Here is a 19,038-nt window from a genome sequence, read left to right on the forward strand (position 1 = left end):
TAAACTTACTCTAACAAATAAGTAAGTTTATTATTCAACGTTCGCATTGATTGCTCGGTAAACAGCAGCAACAAGTCACATTTAATTTCATAACTTTCAATGCTATAGCTGATCTCTATGGCTAAAGTTTTTTTCCATTTATTTACATTGTTAGCGATTAATTCTGATATTTTTCTGTGTTGACCTAAAACTACGGGATGGCCTTGGCTAAAATTAATATCTAATTGTTCTGATATTCCTTTTAAACAAGCACCAATCAATACGTTTGATAAGTCCATTAAAAGCTCTAACTCTGTACCTTCGTCTTCGTTATACTGATAATTCATTAAAGAAGCGACATCTTTAAAACTTGAATCATTAAGAATAAGTAATGCTTCACCTGATATCCCTGCGCTAATAAAGCCCTGACAAACACCAGATGTACTCTCATTGGATTCAACATCCCCCAATGCCATTCTGAGCTCACTAACTTCAATAAAATTTACGTTAGGTATAGGTAGTTTTACAAATACATCCAATAAACGCGCTAATAAATCACCTGCTCTGCCCATAGCAACATTAGCAATCTCTTGATAACAGTCACGTAGGCTCGGCGCTAAAGTTAATTCATCACTTAAAGTCGGTGTGAAACTAGTATTCGCTTGTGGCGATGATAGTTGCTTATTACCACTTTTAGTTGGCTCAGGCTTACTAGCTGTTGGTATACGATCAGAAATATCTTGGAGATCATTTTGCTGTTCATCTTTTGTAAATAGACCGTAAGACAATAAAACTTCAGTTAATTTATCTTTATTAACAGGTTTTTGAATAAAGGCTAATGCACCTAATCCAATAACTTTTTTATGTGCTTCTGGTTGAATATCACCAGAAACCACTATCGTTAATGTTGGTAAATCTTGCGCTAAAATAGCTTCCAGTACTTGATAGCCATCCATTTTAGGCATATTTAAATCAAGTAGTAACACATCTCCCTTGTTTTCTTTTATGGCTTCAATCCCTTCGATACCATTCGTTGCAAAACTTACTTCTACATCCCAACCATCAGGTAAAGATCGTGCAAGTTGCTTTCGTGCCATATTTGAATCGTCACAAATTAGTAGCTTAGTGGACATATAGATATCACTTTTTTAAGAAAAATGTACAATATGAAGGCTTTATTTACATCAAGTAAAATACTTTCATAATATAATCTAACAATAGGTTAATCTTTCAGAACTTGACAACTATTATTAAAAATAATGCAGAAATTAGATCAGAAAAACGGTAAACTTAATTTTTAATCTAATTATCCCAACTAATGATGAAAACTACTAGCTTAAACAAATTTTTATTTGCATCACTCATTATAAATTCTCTTTTAACTTTCAATGTTCAAGCATTTAGTCAGGACAATTTGAATCAAACACAAAACTTAGTTAAAGCAAATAATAAGTATGTCACATTACTTGGAACTCAAGTGGCTATAAACGATCTAGCACCTAACTTTAAAGTAGTAGACAAAAACTTTGCGCCTGTGCAACTATCTGATTTTAAAGATCAAACTATTTTAATCTCTGTTGTTCCTAGTTTGGACACAGGCATTTGCTCTATTCAAACCAAACGCTTTAATGATGAAGCATCAAAATTACCCAGTAATATAACTATTTTAACTATCAGTAATGACTTACCCTTTGCGCAAAAGCGTTTTTGCAAAGTCGAAAATGTTGATCAAATCAAAGTACTATCCGACTCAGTTTGGCGTGATTTTGGTGAAAAATACGGTTTAATTATCAAAGATATGGGCTTACTAACTCGTGCTATTTTTATTGTTGATGCTCAAGGAAAAGTGAAATATAAAGAATTAGTTAAAAATATTTCTCAACATCCAGATTACACCGCTGCATTAAAAGCAGTGAGAGATATAGCCCCCATTTTAGTCGTTGAAAGTAAAGATAATGATAACGATGATGAGTTACCTGATAATTAATTAAATAAATAATTCCATATAAATCAATATAATAAAAATATTTTTATTTTTTTCCTTGAAAAATATTTTACCAGTCCCATCTTTATTAGTGTAGTCGCCGTAAGGGGCTACACAATACCAAATGGTATAACTCATTGCCTGTTCGTTAACGCCTACATTAGGTAAGAAAGGCAGCATTATTTTATCAATGAGTATTACTTTATATCACTATGTAATAGCGTATTGAAAATTTACTTTTATGCAACCTAGTTGGTAAGAGTCGCTCAATATAGAGATCAGAAGTTACAATCACTTATTGTTTAAAATAAAATTATTATTGCTAATTATTAGGATATTTTATTATGCGTACATCTACAGATTTCAGCCCACTTTACCGTTCATTTATTGGTTTTGATCACTTAGCTGGCTTAATTGACAAAGCTTCACAAGCTGAAAAACAATCTTCATACCCACCATATAATGTAGAACTGCTAGCCGAAGATAAGTATAGAATTACTATGGCGGTGGCTGGTTTTAGTGAAGAAGATATTGATATCGAATCAAGAGACAACAGTCTAATTATTATTGGCACAAAAGCAATAAATAATAATTCAGAAAAACAAGCACCGAGAAAATTTTTACATCAAGGGATAGCCGAACGAAATTTTGAAAGAAAGTTTCAATTAGGTGAACATGTTAAAGTCATTGGTGCCTTTATGAAGGATGGTTTATTACATATTGATTTGCAAAGAGAAATACCTGAAGCGTTAAAACCAAGAAAAATTGCAATCAATGGTAAAAGCTTACTAAGTGATAGTTAAGCGTTTGTAATTCTCCCCTATTTCCTACTTATTTGTTATTTTTGCCCAGTCATTGACTGGGCTTTTTTATGTCTAGGTTATGATAATTTATGAGTTATGATTAATTGAAAAACAACAACTTGCTAAATAGTTACTGAGTAAATAACTACATCATAAAAATTAAATTGAATGCTTTGTGATCACCGGCGTTGTGCAAACTACATCAGCATTCTGTGCGCGGTGTCTTAAGTAATGATCCATTAATGTTAGTGCTAACATAGCTTCAGCAATAGGTACTGCACGAATACCAACACAAGGGTCGTGTCTACCTCTAGTGATAATATCTGCTGCTTCGCCATTAGCATCAACTGTTTTACCACTAACACCAATACTAGATGTCGGCTTTAAGGCTAAATGAGCAATAATATTTTGTCCTGAAGAAATTCCACCTAAAACGCCACCAGCATGATTACTATTAAAACCTTCCGGCGTTAGCTCATCTCTATGTTCAGAGCCTTTTTGATTAACAACAGCAAAACCATCACCAATTTCGACACCTTTAACAGCATTAATACTCATTAAACCATGGGCAATCTCTGCATCAAGTCTATCAAAAATAGGTTCGCCTAAGCCTACAGGTACATTTGTTGCAACAACACTAAGTCTTGCGCCTATAGAGTCTTTAGTACGCATAACATCACGTAAATATTGGTCTAACTGTTCAAGCTTATTATTATCTGGAAAAAAGAACTGATTCTCTTCAACTTCATTCCAATTAATGTTTGCAAAATCAAGTGGCTTTCCTTCAGCAGTTGTTGCCGAAATAGGACCAATTTGTGTAACACAAGCTTGTATTTTCATACCAAACTTTTGCAATAAATACTTTTTAGCTACGGCACCCGCAGCAACACGCATAGCTGTTTCTCTTGCTGACGAACGACCGCCCCCTCGATAATCGCGTAATCCATATTTTTGTGTGTAAGTATAGTCCGCATGGCCTGGCCGAAAACTTTGCGCAATATTTCCGTAATCCTTAGAACGCTGATCTGTATTTTCAATAATAAGCCCTATAGGCGTGCCAGTCGTTTTTCCTTCAAAAACACCTGACATTATTTTAACTTTATCCGCTTCATTTCTAGCTGTAGTAAAGCGTGATTGACCTGGACGGCGTCTATCTAAGTCAATCTGTAAATCTTCTTCACATAATTCGATTCCCGGAGGACAACCGTCAATAATGGCGCCTAGTCCTAAACCGTGACTTTCGCCAAATGAGGTGACGGTAAATAATTTTCCAAAGGTATTGCCTGACATTTTAGCTCCAAGATCTATTTCTTATTTTACAAATATATGAATTTATACTGCTAATTTCTAATATTAACTCACTAATATTAATTACTTAAACTAGCTTAGTACTATTTAATTTATTGAATCGTGTTTTAAAGCAGCAACGAAAACATCTGAAAACTCAATCAACTGCGCTTTCGTTAACATAAAAACACCATGCCCGCCTCGTTCAAAATCAAGCCAAGTAAAAGGAACATCTGGATATAGGGCTTTAACATGAACTTCTGAGTTTCCTACTTCACAAAAAAGTAATCCTTCATCGTTAAGGTGGTTAGCACTCTCAGCTAAAATAACACGAACAATATCTAAACCATCTTCCCCACAACCTAAGCCCATTTCAGGCTCATGATGATATTCTTGCGGTAAGCTATCAATATCTTGTTGATCAACATAAGGTGGATTGCTGACAATTAAATCATAACTTTGCCCTTCAACCCCAGAAAATATATCAGACTGAATTGGAATAACTTGTTCACAAAGGCCATGATTTTCTATATTTATTTGAGCAACATTCAACGCATCTATAGATAGATCAACTGCATCAATTTCACTTTCGTCAAAATAACTAGCACAAGCAATTGCTATACAACCACTACCGGTACATAAATCTAAAATACGCTTAGGTGGATTGTTTTGCGCAATATAAGGTGAAAATTTAGTTTCAATTAATTCACCAATCGGTGAACGAGGGATTAATACACGTTCATCAACATAAAAAGGTAGTTGGGCAAAGTAAGCCACATTCGTAATGTAAGCAACAGGGATTTGCTCTTCAATACGACGAGTAAACAAACCCAAAATATCTACTTTTTCAGTTTCAATCAAACGACATGACATAATACTGTCGTCAGTATCATTAGGTAAAGACAAAGCATACATAACTAATATATAAGCATCGTTAAAAGCATTATCGCTACCATGGCCATAAAACAACTCTGCTTGATTAAATAACGTTGCTCCATATCGGCAATAATCAGCGATTGTGTGAAGTTGGCTCGTTACGGCGGTGAACTTACTCATTTTTAGTTCCTAAAACCTTTAAGTTTTCTGTATACTCTACATTCTTTAGAATGTATGCATCATCAATTACGTTTGTTTGATTATAATTCATTACATTCATCTCTTGTAAAGATTAACTGATATTTTTAAACTGCCATGATAAAAATGAAAGATATATTTCAAAAATCAAACGACAACGTGGAAGAAAAGTTGTTTCAACAAGCCATTGGCAAGGTGAAACCTTTAAAGGTGGACACAATACACTTTGATAAAAAGCTCAGCAAGCCAAAAAGTAAATATCAGCTAAAAAATTCGCTACAAAGTACGTTACAACACAAAAACAAAGCCCATGCACAATTTCATTTTTCTGATGAGTTTGAACCCAATTTAAATAAACAGGGGCCAATGAAATATGTACGCGCCGATGTTGACAGTTTTGAAGCTAAGAATTTACGACGTAGTGTATACAAACCTGATTTAATTTTAGATCTACATGGTTTAGATCAACATCAAGCCAAGCAAGAAATAGCTGCATTACTCTATGCTTGTCAAAAAGAACATGCGCAATGCGTTTGTATTATTCATGGTCTTGGTTCAAAGATATTAAAAAATAAAGTTCCTCATTGGTTAGTGCAACACCCTGATGTAATGGCATTTCACCAAGCGCCTTTAGAATGGGGTGGTAATGGCGCTTTATTAGCTCTTATTGAACTCAAAGATAAATTTACAAGAATGTAATATATCGATTCAGCTAACTTACGCTAATAACAACTAAAAAAATTCCTCACTGTAAAGCTCTGCATTTTCTGGTGATACCATACCGACTAATTCACCATGCATTTTTTCAATATCATAATCAATTATCGCTATTGTTCCTGTCGCAAAAAGTGGCATATTGCTCGAATTAGTTAACTCGGCAACAAAATAACTAACAAAAGGCATATGCGAAACAAATAAGACACCTTGTTTTTTATCTAGAGTTGTCTCTTTATTAAAAGAACCAATATCTTTAATGAAGCCATCAATAAAATCATGCACTTGCTGCGGGTTACCTGAAGGCGTAATTAAATTAAGTGTTTCAGGCATGAGTCCACTATTAATTGCCATTTCAGGTATAGCTTCAATAACATTCGCACACGTCTGCTGAGCTCTAAGATAAGGGCTAACAAACACTTTCACTTGCGATAATTTTCGGTGTGCTAACCACGCTCCCATTTTGGTAGTTTCAATAATGCCTACTTTTGTTAACGGTCTAACTGAGTCTTCAGTGTCAGTATTTGCAGCCTCTCCATGGCGCATGATAAAAATATGCATTTATTCTCCAGTTTATCGAGTAGATAAACTTACCCTTATTGTCTTTATTTTGGCTATAGTAATGGTAATAGAATATAAATCAACTGTTAAGAATAAATTAGACTCTACTTATTTCATAAGGTACTTTAAAGGCTGCCAATTAATAAAAAAACAGCTCAATTTAAAAAAGAGTTCTCAAGCTAATTTAGGAGCTGCAACTTGAAGCAAAGTCCAAATGATTTAAAAAAATACCAACCACTTACTTTGGACAATGGTCTACGCGTTTTGCTGATTAATAATGCAGAGTCTGAAAAGTCTGCCGCTGCATTAGCGGTAAATGCAGGGCATTTTAATGATCCACAAACAAGGCAAGGTTTAGCTCACTTCTTAGAGCATATGTTATTTTTAGGTACACGTAAGTTTCCTGATGGTAGTGAGTATCAAAAATTTATTAACCAACATGGCGGCAGTAACAATGCTTGGACTGCAACTGAGCACACTTGTTTCTACTTCGATATCCAACATCAATATTTTACCGAAGCATTAGAGCGCTTCAGTCAGTTTTTTATTTCACCGTTACTTTCCGATGACTTTGTTGTCACAGAACGAAAAAACATTGAAGCTGAATTTAAATTAAAACTAAAGGATGATGTTCGACGGTTATATGACGTACATAAAGAAACAATTAATCAACACCACCCATTTTCAAAATTTTCTGTCGGAAATTTAGATACACTTGCAGATAGAAATAATGAATCAATAAGTAAGGAAATCAACGCTTTTTTCAATCAATATTACCAAGCAAGTTCTATGACACTTGCCATTGAAGGGCCACAACCTTTAGCTGAATTACAACACTTAGCCGAAAGCATGTTCAGTGGCATTCAAAACAATAGCCAACCATTAAATAAAATTACTGAGCCGTTATATCTATCTGAACATCAAGGTATACAAATAGATGTGCAGCCGGTAAAGAATGAACATCAATTAATTATCAGTTTTGCAATGGAAAGTATTGATAAATATTATCAAGATAAACCTGAATCTATCTTAGCTTATTTAATTGGACATGAAGGTAAAGGCAGTATTTTATCAGCACTAAAAAAAACACAATGGGCGATGAATTTAACCGCAGGCTCTGGCATTAATGGCTCTAACTTTAAAGATTTTAACGTCAGCATTAGTTTAACTGAATTAGGTGAAGCACATATTAATGAAATTATTAGCCTTGTTTTCTCCTATATTGGTTTGTTGAAATCCACAAAAATCCCTTGCTACTACTATAAAGAAAAACAAACCATTGCTGAACTCGCTTTTATTTACCATGAAAAGTGCCCCCCGCTCGATAATGTAAGCCAATTGGTCATTAATATGCAGCATTATCCGGCTAAAGACTATATTTTTGGTGACTACATCATGTCAGGTATGAGTCATAAAAATGTTAATCATTTACTTAATTATTTGAATGCAGACAATGTACGCATTATTCACGTTAGCCAAAACAACCGTTTTTCTAAAACCAGTACTTGGTATCAAGTTCCTTATCATGTCACTAAAATAGAAAAGCACCTATTAACTCGTTGGCATAACCTATCAACACCAACCAGTGAAGCTTTTCAGGAAAATAAGGCTCTATATCTCCCTAAAGAAAACCCTTACATTACAGGTAAACCACAAATTTTTGATAATAATAATGATAAAAAACACCCGACAAAAATTGAAGACTCTAATGGCTTAGTTGTATGGTATCAACAAGACACAACCTTTAAAGTCCCCAAAGGGTATATATATGTTGGTATAGATTCACCTTGCTCAATAGAGAGTATAGAGAATATTGCCATGACGCGGTTATTTGTCGACTTATTCACCAATACCGTAATCGAAGAAAATTATGATGCAGAGCTTGCCTCTATTCACTATCATTTATATGCTCATCAAGGTGGTATGACGTTACAAATATCAGGATTTAGTGAAAATCAGCCTAAATTATTAGAGAAACTTATATACCGCTTAAAGCATCATTATATCACTCAAGACGATTTCAATTTATTTAAAAAACAATTAATCAATCATTGGGAAAATAGCAATAAGAGTAAATCTATTTCACAATTATTTTCCACATTAAGTTCATTGATGCAACCAAACAACCCAACGTCAGCCAATTTAGCACAGGCTTTAACTCACATTTCCTTTGCCCATTATCAAGCCTATAGTAAAAAGCTTTTCGAAAAAGTTACCCTAGAAGTACTTATCCATGGTAATTGGCTAATGGAACATGCTAATGAGATAGTCGCTAACATTAAACGCGCATTTAATCACAATTATCATGCTGGCTATTCAGTTCTTTGCCCTGTTGTTGATATATCCAATACAGAAACGCTTGTACTCCCAATAACCATACCGGAACATGATCATGCAACCGTAGTGTACGCCCCATTAGAAACGAGAAATAATCACTCAATTGCTTTAGCCATGATAACTAGTCACCTATTATCTCCTTTATTCTTTCAAGAGATGCGCACAAATAAACAATATGGTTATTTAGTCGGTGTTGGTTATGTTCCAATAAATCGCTATCCAGGCATTGCCTTTTACATTCAGTCGCCACATACCGATGCAATTACCTTAACGCAGGCTATTGATCGCTTCATTAATGAAAGTGTTGAAACAATAACAAGCATCTCTCCAGATGACTGGACACACCTTATTCAAGGTCTAGCTGGACAGTTGCAAGAAAAAGATAATAACTTAAGAATAAAAAGTCAGCGATTCTGGGCAGCTATTTGCAATAAAGATGTACACTTTTCACATATTAAACAACTTATCAACGTTATTTTAAGTATAAAGTTTGAAGAAATAATAACCTTTATTCAGGCTCAATTGATGACTATTTCCCACCCTGACAGAATCATTCTTATGTCTACACCAACAAATGAACCTGAATTCACGCAAAAAATAGAAGCAAAATTAAAGAGAAAAAATATAATAACACCTAACTACTTCACTAAAAAAAGTAAAAGAAAATATTAACACTACCGATATAAATTTATGAGTAGATAATAAGCAGTATTTAAAACAATTAAAGAGAAAAGTTGACTTAAAGCGGTGCATGATTTTTAATGGTACAAACCTTATTTTTCTTTTTTTGTATAAAAAACAATAATGTTTTATATCTCTTTTACTTTAAATCAAACTAGGTTGTACTGTGCTGCCATATTTTTTTACATTTATTGCTATTATAACCTTGTATTTAATTGCCGATAAAATACCGCGAATGGTTATTATAAAAAAGTTTATCAGCAGCCTTTTACTCGCAATCCTATCGATAAATAGTTATACAGCTAACGCATTACCAAGCAGCCAATCGGTTGCTCAAAGCACTTTAAGTAATAACTTCCTCAAGTTTAACCAATTATCAACGTCAGACGGTTTATCAAACTCCAATGTATTTAATATCACCCAAGACCATCAGGGGTTTATCTGGTTTGCCACAGAAGATGGTTTAAACCGTTTTGACGGTAATAATATTGTTGTCTACAGACATAACACTAAAGATAAACACTCTATTGCTGATAATATTATTCGAAAAATATTCATTGATAGTGAGAAAACACTCTGGGTTGGTACTGAAAATGGCTTAAGCCGTTATAATTATGAGCTCGATAACTTCAATAACTTTGTTCATGAAGAGCAAAATAATTTATCACTCAAAGATAACGTTATTTGGGATATCTATCAAAATAAGCGCAGCTCGGCACAAGGTGGCCAAAGTGAGTCGTTATTATGGATTGCAACAACTCAAGGATTACAAACGTTGTCGGTCAAAACACCAGTTAAAGAGATAGCTTTCGACCCCATTTACATCCGGAATTACAACGAATTATTTAAAGAAATAAAAACGATATTCCAAGACAATGCAGGTACATATTGGCTTGGTAGTTATGATAAAGGCATTCATTTACTCAGTAAAAATCTCAATTATATCGGATCCCTTAATAAACAAAATAAACATAACTTATCAATTACTGCCACTGCCTTATTTGATATGAAAACTATTGACAATCAATACTGGTTAGCCACAGATAATGGCTTATATATTGTTGATGACCGTTACCAATTAATTTCACATTTAACCACAACTAAACAAGATGTTAATGATCAGCAAGTATTATTGTCTAATAATGTCAGAGCCATTGCTCAATATGATGAAAGCCACATTTGGTTAGCTACTCACAATGGTTTAAATACAATTAACTTATTAAATAGACAAATTCAAAGCTATCAAAGCAGCCCAAAATCAACGTCTATCAGTGACAACTGGTTAATGGATATATATCGTGATAACAATAATAATATGTGGCTTGCCAGTTATGGCGGTGGTGTAAACCAATATTCAGCATTGAAAGATTTTATTTATCATGGTTTAGCCAGAGATAATGGTCAAGGTTATCGTGTTGAGTCTTTTGCAGAGAGCTCTGACGGCACTATATGGTTATCTACTGAAAAAAATGGTTTATTTAGCTTATCTAAAACAAAAGTATTAGCTAAAAGTAAACTAAATTTAAATGAAAATATTTGGCAGGTTTTCTCAGCTAATGATGATGAGCTTTTTCTCAGAACAGAAAGTGGCAAGCTCTATCAGTATGATATTAATAAAAATAGCGTAACGGAACATAAAGCTTGGTTCAATGAGTCAAACCACCCTGTTGAAAACTTTGTCGTAAAAATAAAAGACAGCCTTTGGTACCTTAACAGCAAAAACTTTCTAGCTGAATATCACATAGCGCAAAAAACATTTACTGTTTATCCAACCCTAAATAAAAGTCAATTCATTAACTTTCAAGTTAATGGCGATAAATTATTTCTGTTATCAACAAAAAATCAAGCTTTTATCTTTGATACAAATGAATATTCTTATCAAAAAACCAGTAAAAAGTTAACTGACATCATTAATAATAGTTTAATCAATAACATTTGGATGCAAAATAATAATGTTCTATTAGGCACAGAGTCACAAGGGTTAACTGTATTCAATGAAAAAAAAACATATACTTTCAATGAAAATAATGGCTTACAAAATAACTATATCGCATCACTATTAGTTGATAGCAATGACAATATTTGGGTAGCAACAAACACAAGTATAAACGCAATATCACTGGCAACAGAAAAAGTAATAAAATTTGATGTAGACTTCGATATTAATACCCCTGAATTCCAAGAATCTGCGGCCTTTAAATCAAGTAATGGCGATATGTTTTTTGGTAGCCCCAATGGATTTTATCAATTTAACCCTGATGAATTATTAAAAATAGAACAAAACATTACTGCACCAATATTTACCAACCTTTATGTTGCTAACAAAAAAGTACCAATAAAAGTAGATGAGGCTGAATTAACCAATACTCATGCTCCTTTTACCTTAAAAAAACAGCTAAATGCTTTAAGCTTGCTCGAATTAGCCTACAAACAATCCCCTATCAGCTTTGAGTTTGTCTCTCCTAACGCAAAACTTAATAATCAAATCCGTTACAAGTATAGATTAGTTGAACTAGAGACTGAATGGATTGATGCTTCTCTTAATACAGGAAGATATAACAACCGCGCTACGTACACTAACTTAAGCCCGGGTAATTATATATTTGAAGTACAAGCCTTTGATGTTCATTCCCCTCAAAAAACGAAAATCAGTCGATTACATGTACGAATTTTACCTCCATGGTGGTTATCAGCAAGCATGATAGCCGTTTATGCTTTTATTTCTTTTTTATTTTTAACTTATATATTTCAACAGTATAAAAACAAGAAACACTATAATTCTCAAATAAAAGAAAGTGAAGAACGTTTAAAACTCTCACTTTGGGGAAGTGGTGATGAAATGTGGGATTGGAATATTATCACTGATAAAATTTATCGCTCTAATATTTGGGGAGTCTTGGACTTCCCACAAGATGGAACTCGAAATAAAAGTGCGCAAAAACATCACAATGGTAGTAAAGCTACTAACATACATCAACATGACATTGAGAGAGTAAAAAAGGCCCTCGCCGATCATGTTTCTGAAAAAACAGAGCATTTTGAAGCAACCTACCGAGTTAAAGATAAATACAATCAATGGATTTGGATTTTAGATCGAGGGAAAATAGTTGAACGTGATGAAAAAAATAATCCTTCACGTATGACTGGTACACTTAAGGATATAAGTAAACTTAAAAAAACGGAAGAAAGTTTAAAATTATTTGCTAAATGTATTCAAAATATATCGGATGCTGTTGTCATTTATGATCGTCAATTTACAATTGTTGATATCAATAAAGCTTTTCAGCGAATAACAGGACAAGAAAGAGAGGATATGATTGGTCAACCGATCACATTCAAACAGTACCCTCAAAGCTTTACCCAAAAGCTTAAACAACACTTAGTCACCAAAGGCAGTTGGCATGGCGAAGTTGAAAGTTTACGAGCTGACGGCAGTAAGTTTTTTGCTGATTTAAACTTAGATATTATTAATGATGAAAATGATCAAATATCTCATTTTGTGGGTGTTTTTTCTGACATAACCAAACGTAAACAAATAGAATCTGAATTAAGAAAGCTAGCTAGTTCAGATATTTTAACAGGTTTGCCCAATCGCTCATATTTTCAAGCTCACCAAGCAAGGTTAGTCAAAAGTAATATTAATCATGCCTTATTCGTATTTGATTTAGATAACTTTAAAAAAATTAACGACTCTATGGGACATCAAATAGGTGATGCTATTTTATGCCAAGTTGCTAAAAGAATGTTAACTCTTGGACGTGAACAAGATACCGTTTATCGATTAGGGGGCGATGAGTTTAGTATTATTCTTGAAGGTACTAATGATATACATACTATTACTTCATTAGCCAAAGATATCTTACGCACTGTTGCCATCCCTTTTAAAATAAACAACCAAGAAATAGTTTTGTACAGTAGTATTGGTGTTGTCTTATTTCCTGAAGATGGTAATACTGGGCACGAGCTACTTAAAAATGCCGATACAGCAATGTATCATGCAAAAGGCAGTGGCGGTAATAAATATCAATTTTTTAGTGCCTCCATGAACAAACAAGCAGTGAAACGATTACAAATTGAAAGTTTAATTCGACATGGCTTAAAAGACGATTCATTTTCTGTTTACTATCAACCTAAAATTGAAATTGCGAGTGGCAAAATTTCTGGAATGGAGGCTTTAGTTCGCTTTGAAACCCCCAGTAAAGGTATTATTAGCCCGGTTGTATTTATTCCAGTTTCAGAAGAAACGGGACAAATTATTGATATTGGCGAAATAGTACTAAGAAAAGCCTGTTTCGCGACAAAAAAATGGGTTGATGCTGGCTTATTTACTGGTCGAGTTGCTGTTAACTTATCTGCTGTACAATTCACCCAATCGAACTTAGTTGCACAAATAGCAACTATTTTAAAAGAAAGCGAGCTACCGCCTCAGCATTTAGAGTTAGAAATAACCGAAGGCACAGTAATGGACTCTCCGCAAAGCGCCATTAAGACCATGCTACAAATAAGAGCTATGGGCATTCATTTATCGCTAGATGATTTTGGTACCGGTTACTCATCTTTAGCATATTTAAAAAAATTCCCACTTAACACCTTAAAAATAGATAAAGCTTTTGTCGATGATATTGAAGAGTCTGAGCAAGGTAGAAATATGGTTGCGACCATTATCACTATCGCTCATAACTTGGGTATGGATGTTGTGGCTGAAGGTGTTGAAACCAATCAACAACTAAAATTTCTATCAGGCCTACACTGCGAACAATTACAAGGCTATTTATACAGTAAACCATTAGCCACCGATCACTTCCAAAAATATTTAATTGCTCATCAAATAACAAGTAAATCGACTTCCTTTAGCCAATAAAAAACATGTAATACTTAGGGGGGGGGGGTAAAACGATATCACTAATAGTTCAGTTGACAGTAACGATGTTATTAGAAAAAATAAAGGGTTGTTTATGGCGGAAATAAGTCGCTGTATAAAATACTTTAGTGGTTTGAAACTTACGAAGGTAATTGTGAGTAGGATATAAATATAGAATCGAAAGAGTTTAGTGGGTAAGCGCTTAGCTAAAAAGGCAGTTCAAGAAATGGGTCAAAAATCAGTCTGAAAAGTTAATTAGTCCTACAACTACTACCATAGCAATTTAGACTAATTAACTTAAGCTAGGTTGAATTATCACATCTGTATATAAATACACACTAACGTTTAGGTGTCATACCTTCAGGCATTAATACTGCAATCACTTGCCCTTTAACACAAACAATGTCATTAGCAGACAAAGATATATCCACAATAACTTTTCTTTCTTTTACTTCACTAAAACGTCCAATTAACGTTAACTCAACCCCTTGAGGTGTTGGTGCTAAATAATTAATGTTGAGCGCACCTGTTACAAAACGCAATGCTGGGGTACTTCCCATGTCACGATTTTGAGCAAGATAAGCCATTGCTGAGGCACTGCCAGTGCCATGACAATCGATCAATGAGGCAAGCATGCCGCCATAGACAAAGCCAGGAATCGCAGTGTATATATCTGCCGGCATATAATGAGCTACAGTCGTACTTGCTAATACATTATCTTTATCAATATTTTGCCAAAAACTTTTTAGTTGGTGACCATAATTATTATTTTTACCACAACCATAACAATGACTTAGTTCTTCTGGGTAACAATCCTGAAAAGCTTTGATTTCCATATTTATTCCTTAATAGTAGATAAAATAGCGCTCAACTTTGTTTATTAAAAATATTAAACTTAACTTTAACTGAGCTTTCTTAGAGCTTACTTATAACTTAATTTTGCTTAATGCCTATTTTTATACAATTAACTTCCCTAAACTCAATCAATAGTTCGCAAATCATCAATCACTTTGCCATCATCAGCAAGCGACCCAAGTGCAACAAACTCTATCGTACCGGTTAATTTAGTAACCTTTTTTAATGTGCTACTAATTCTATCAAGCATATTGGTAACATCTTCTTTTAAATACTTATTGTCTGTTACTTCACACTGTAGATGCATTTTATCATTATAATTAGCTTGCGAGACTACTAGGCGCATTTTAGCAATGTAAGGATAAGCTTGTCTCACCTGCTCAATTTGACTTGCATGAACAAACATACCTTTCACTTTAGTTGTTTGATCAGCACGTCCTAGCCAGCCTTTAATACGCATATTCGTCCGACCACAGTCACTTACACCTAACTTCACAGCAGATAAATCTCCAGTAGCAAAGCGAATAAGTGGATAATCTACATTAAAACTAGTAACAACAACCTCACCCACTTCGCCTTCAGCCACAGGCTCTAAACTTCCTGGTCGCACTATTTCAACCAGCAAATCCTCTGCGATGATTAACCCTTCATCACTTTGTGATTCAAAGCCAATAAGACCAACATCAGCAGTCGCATAGGCTTGCAAAGTATCAATTCCTGCAGCAGCTAACTCGGCTCTTAAGGGTTTAGGTAAAGCTTCACCAGTAACCAACGCCTTAGTTATACTAGATACGTCTCGGTTTTCAGCTTTGGCTTTATCTAATAAAATTTTTAAAAATGATGGTGTACCGGCATAGCCTTGTGGTTTTAAGTGTTCAATAATATCGAGTTGTTGATCTGTTTGTCCTGGACCTGCAGGAATCACGATACAACCACAAGCTCTAGCGCCTGAGTCAAGTATAAAACCGCCCGGCGTTAAATGATAAGACAAACAATTCTGAACAAGTTCACCTTGCCTAAATCCCGCGGCGTAAAAAGCTTGGCCCATACGCCACCAATCATCTTTCGTGTTTTCAGGATCATAAATAGGACCTGGTGATTGAAAGATTCGACCTAAATTAGCTTTTGCAGCGTTTAATCCACCTAAAGGAGATTGCTTAGCCTGCAAACGTATTAAATCTGACTTTCGGGTAATAGGAAGCTGAGCTAATAATTCACGGCTAGTGATTTTCTCTCCATCAATATGAGCTAGCGTTTCCTTGTAATGTTCACACTCCTGTTTAGCATAATTGATAAAATCTGCCAAACGTCTTAATAATGCTTGCTCTCGCAATGGTGAGCTCTCGCACTCACTCTCGTAAAAGTATTTATTCATGGTCACTCGATAATCTCTTATGATAACGTTTATTATTATTTAAATTTGCAATGTACTTTTAAGTTCACCGTCAAGCCATTTAATGTTTACAAAATAATACGAAGCTCAACATGGCAATAAATCATTAAGTACAATCTTATAACCAACGTTTACGTCGTTTATAAGATTTTAAATTCTTAAAACTTTTGCGTTCTTCATTACCGCCACCTAAATAGAATTCTTTCACATCCTCATTACTCATTAATTGTTCTTGCGTACCATCAAGCACTATTTTCCCTGATTCCATAATATAACCATAATCAGCAGCCTTTATTGCATAGTTAGCATTTTGTTCGACCAATAACATGGTAATACCTTGATCTACATTTATTTTCTTAATAATTCCAAAAACTTCTTTTACTAACAATGGTGATAAGCCCATCGATGGCTCATCTAAACAGATCATTTTAGGACGTGCCATTAATGCTCTACCAATCGCCAACATTTGCTGTTCGCCACCCGACAAATACCCTGCTAAGCCGGTACGCTCCTTTAACCTTGGAAAATAATGAAAAACCATCTCTATATCTTGATTGATTTGAGAGTCGTTTCGGGTATAAGCACCTAATTTCAAATTTTCAATTGATGTCATATCTTCAATAATACGACGCCCTTCCATTACCTGAAAAAGTCCACTACGCACAACATCCTCTGCGTTCTTTTTGTCGATACGTTCGCCCATAAAAGTGATATCACCCTTAGTGACCTCACCATATTCTGTCTTTAAAAGTCCAGAAATCGCTTTTAATGTTGTCGATTTTCCTGCCCCGTTAGGTCCAAGTAAAGTAACAACATCACCTTCTGGTACATCTAAAGATACTCCTCGAAGTACTTGGATAACCTCGTCATAAACAACTTCTATATTGTTAACTGATAACATAGGTGTGGCTGTTTGAATTTTTGCTGCTGCCTGAGACATATTTATAGGCTCCGTTAAAATCTTTATATTTGTCTAATTTGAAATCAATACCCATTAGATATAATCACAAACTCGCTAACTAATTTTATTACGCTAAAAATCATCAAGTTATCGCCACAACCACAGCGCTAAATAACGCAATGAGTGGTTATGACTAGCACCAATGACATCATTGGTGCTGCAATCGCTTACTTGAAATTAATAAGTTAAAATTAATAACCTAACCAATCATCGCGACGGTCTAAGGTAACTTGTGATACTTTTTCAATTTTTATATCACCATCGTTATAGTTGCCTTTGTAAATGTTAACTTGGTTAACACCACGGTGATCTTCACTCGTCCAATTAGCAGCTAAACAAACACCTTCTAACCCCTTTGGCACCCAATCTTTATGAACATACATCCCTTTTTTGATATTTTCACCAGTAATACCACCATTGTCTTTAGCCCACTCCATTGCTTCTTTCATAAAGTAAGTTGAACAAACACCACGAATATAGTGATGAACACGTTCTTCTTTACCTGATTCATCTGACATTTTAGAAATTTCACGTAGCAGCTTCATGCCAGGTACATCATCTCCCCAAAAAGGGGTCATCGTTGGGAATATATAGTCTTGAATTCCTTCGCCTGCAGCTGCAAAGACTTCTTTATCACCGCCCCAAATATTTGACATAAATTGAATATCAACACCAACAGTACTACACGATTTAACTAACGATTGAACTGAACCACCTAAGTTACCGATATAACCATAATTTGAGCCTGAGCTTTTAATACTTAAACATTGGGCTTTAAAATCGCCAGGTTTCATAGAAATAACAACGGGTGGTAGCACATTAAAACCGAGTTCTTCAGCATACTCTGCACAAGCAGCTTTTGGAGCATTTGGAAATGGATGGTTGGCGCCTATATGGGTAAATTTGGGTTTGCCGTCTTTACCTTGCTTTTTCCAATCATCAGCGGCCCACTGAACTAAACCACGACAAGCATCAGAGTAAGATGCTCCATAAAAAAAATTATATGGTGCTGGCTTTTTCGTATGTGGATTTTTAGCGGTTGGATCAGTCAAATGTCCGGAATAAGACGCAGAAAAAACAGGCGTTTTATCACGAGCAACAAAAGATATTAATGCTTCAGTATCTGCCGTTCCCCAACCTTGCATCGCCACCATATTTTTACGCGTTTTCCATTTTTTATAATTGGCAATCGCTTGTGGTACTTTATAAGCATAATCAATTGTTTCAGATTCAAGTCTAGTCCCACTAATGCCACCATTAGCATTTATATAGGCGAGAGAGTCTCGTACACCATCAGCATAATTTTTACCAACAAATGCTGTTGGACCCGACATATCTGCCAAATGACCAACAAAAACAGAATCTTGTGCCTGTGCTTGGCTAATAGCACTTAACAAAACAGTAGTCGCAATTGAACTTAGTAATAATTTTTTATTTATAGTTTTTCTCATGTGATGTTCCTTAACTTATTGTTATATATTAGATTGTTAAACTTTTTTACATTTTATTCAGAAGTTAAGCTAAAATTCTCCCCATAAACTTAACTTC

General features: G+C 34.6%; 13 protein-coding genes. 5 read left to right on the forward strand and 8 right to left on the reverse strand.

The window, feature by feature from the left end:
- Positions 1 to 5: 5 nt before the first annotated feature.
- A complete protein-coding gene (locus KO509_RS17675; protein ID WP_215974580.1) occupies positions 6 to 1,112 on the reverse strand; it encodes a response regulator in 1,107 nt (368 codons plus the stop codon).
- 281 nt (positions 1,113 to 1,393) lie between these two features.
- Between KO509_RS17675 and tpx the strand changes: the two genes are divergently transcribed.
- Positions 1,394 to 1,966: a thiol peroxidase gene (tpx, locus tag KO509_RS17680; RefSeq protein WP_354668422.1), complete on the forward strand. Its 573-nt coding sequence runs from the start codon at positions 1,394 to 1,396 to the stop codon at positions 1,964 to 1,966.
- Positions 1,967 to 2,307: 341 nt separating this feature from the next.
- Positions 2,308 to 2,766: an Hsp20 family protein gene (locus tag KO509_RS17685; protein WP_215974582.1), complete on the forward strand. Its 459-nt coding sequence runs from the start codon at positions 2,308 to 2,310 to the stop codon at positions 2,764 to 2,766.
- 159 nt (positions 2,767 to 2,925) lie between these two features.
- On the opposite strand, the gene aroC is transcribed toward KO509_RS17685, so the two are convergent.
- Together aroC and prmB are read right to left on the reverse strand one after the other, a co-directional pair.
- Positions 2,926 to 4,056, reverse strand: coding sequence for a chorismate synthase (aroC, locus tag KO509_RS17690; protein ID WP_215974583.1), 1,131 nt, complete (start codon positions 4,054 to 4,056; stop codon positions 2,926 to 2,928).
- A 105-nt stretch (positions 4,057 to 4,161) separates the two neighbouring features.
- Entirely contained in the window at positions 4,162 to 5,109 is a 948-nt protein-coding gene (gene prmB / locus KO509_RS17695; RefSeq protein ID WP_215974584.1) for a 50S ribosomal protein L3 N(5)-glutamine methyltransferase, read from the reverse strand.
- Positions 5,110 to 5,253: 144 nt separating this feature from the next.
- On the opposite strand from prmB, the gene smrB reads away from it, so the two are divergent.
- On the forward strand, positions 5,254 to 5,826 hold the full coding sequence (gene smrB, locus KO509_RS17700) for an endonuclease SmrB (protein ID WP_215974585.1): 573 nt from the start codon (positions 5,254 to 5,256) through the stop codon (positions 5,824 to 5,826).
- Between the two features lie 33 nt (positions 5,827 to 5,859).
- On the opposite strand, the gene sixA is transcribed toward smrB, so the two are convergent.
- Positions 5,860 to 6,402: a phosphohistidine phosphatase SixA gene (gene sixA / locus KO509_RS17705; RefSeq protein ID WP_215974586.1), complete on the reverse strand. Its 543-nt coding sequence runs from the start codon at positions 6,400 to 6,402 to the stop codon at positions 5,860 to 5,862.
- 198 nt (positions 6,403 to 6,600) lie between these two features.
- Between sixA and KO509_RS17710 the strand changes: the two genes are divergently transcribed.
- Together KO509_RS17710 and KO509_RS17715 are read left to right on the forward strand one after the other, a co-directional pair.
- Positions 6,601 to 9,411: an insulinase family protein gene (locus tag KO509_RS17710; protein ID WP_215974587.1), complete on the forward strand. Its 2,811-nt coding sequence runs from the start codon at positions 6,601 to 6,603 to the stop codon at positions 9,409 to 9,411.
- A 175-nt stretch (positions 9,412 to 9,586) separates the two neighbouring features.
- Positions 9,587 to 14,281: an EAL domain-containing protein gene (locus KO509_RS17715; protein WP_215974588.1), complete on the forward strand. Its 4,695-nt coding sequence runs from the start codon at positions 9,587 to 9,589 to the stop codon at positions 14,279 to 14,281.
- Positions 14,282 to 14,619: 338 nt separating this feature from the next.
- Here the strand turns inward: KO509_RS17715 and KO509_RS17720 are convergent, their stop codons facing one another.
- From KO509_RS17720 to KO509_RS17735, 4 genes are all read right to left on the reverse strand, one after another.
- On the reverse strand, positions 14,620 to 15,117 hold the full coding sequence (locus KO509_RS17720; RefSeq protein WP_215974589.1) for a PaaI family thioesterase: 498 nt from the start codon (positions 15,115 to 15,117) through the stop codon (positions 14,620 to 14,622).
- Between the two features lie 143 nt (positions 15,118 to 15,260).
- Entirely contained in the window at positions 15,261 to 16,511 is a 1,251-nt protein-coding gene (locus tag KO509_RS17725; protein WP_215974590.1) for an AMP-binding protein, read from the reverse strand.
- A gap of 136 nt (positions 16,512 to 16,647) precedes the next feature.
- Positions 16,648 to 17,469 carry an ABC transporter ATP-binding protein gene (locus tag KO509_RS17730; protein ID WP_215974591.1) on the reverse strand — a complete coding sequence of 274 codons (822 nt, stop codon included), beginning with the start codon at positions 17,467 to 17,469 and terminating at the stop codon, positions 16,648 to 16,650.
- 212 nt (positions 17,470 to 17,681) lie between these two features.
- A complete protein-coding gene (locus KO509_RS17735; RefSeq protein ID WP_215974592.1) occupies positions 17,682 to 18,941 on the reverse strand; it encodes an ABC transporter substrate-binding protein in 1,260 nt (419 codons plus the stop codon).
- Positions 18,942 to 19,038 lie beyond the last annotated feature (97 nt).

This window comes from Colwellia sp. C2M11 (genome assembly GCF_018860915.1).
Lineage (GTDB): Bacteria > Pseudomonadota > Gammaproteobacteria > Enterobacterales > Alteromonadaceae > Colwellia.

Bases quoted from the DNA above. Each gene is read 5' to 3' on its own strand.
- KO509_RS17735 (WP_215974592.1), bottom strand. From the start codon at position 18,941: ATGAGAAAAACTATAAATAAAAAATTATTACTAAGTTCAATTGCGACT.
- aroC (WP_215974583.1), bottom strand. From the start codon at position 4,056: ATGTCAGGCAATACCTTTGGAAAATTATTTACCGTCACCTCATTTGGC.
- sixA (WP_215974586.1), bottom strand. From the start codon at position 6,402: ATGCATATTTTTATCATGCGCCATGGAGAGGCTGCAAATACTGACACT.
- KO509_RS17675 (WP_215974580.1), bottom strand. From the start codon at position 1,112: ATGTCCACTAAGCTACTAATTTGTGACGATTCAAATATGGCACGAAAG.
- KO509_RS17720 (WP_215974589.1), bottom strand. From the start codon at position 15,117: ATGGAAATCAAAGCTTTTCAGGATTGTTACCCAGAAGAACTAAGTCAT.
- KO509_RS17725 (WP_215974590.1), bottom strand. From the start codon at position 16,511: ATGAATAAATACTTTTACGAGAGTGAGTGCGAGAGCTCACCATTGCGA.
- smrB (WP_215974585.1), top strand. From the start codon at position 5,254: ATGAAAGATATATTTCAAAAATCAAACGACAACGTGGAAGAAAAGTTG.
- prmB (WP_215974584.1), bottom strand. From the start codon at position 5,109: ATGAGTAAGTTCACCGCCGTAACGAGCCAACTTCACACAATCGCTGAT.
- KO509_RS17685 (WP_215974582.1), top strand. From the start codon at position 2,308: ATGCGTACATCTACAGATTTCAGCCCACTTTACCGTTCATTTATTGGT.
- KO509_RS17730 (WP_215974591.1), bottom strand. From the start codon at position 17,469: ATGTCTCAGGCAGCAGCAAAAATTCAAACAGCCACACCTATGTTATCA.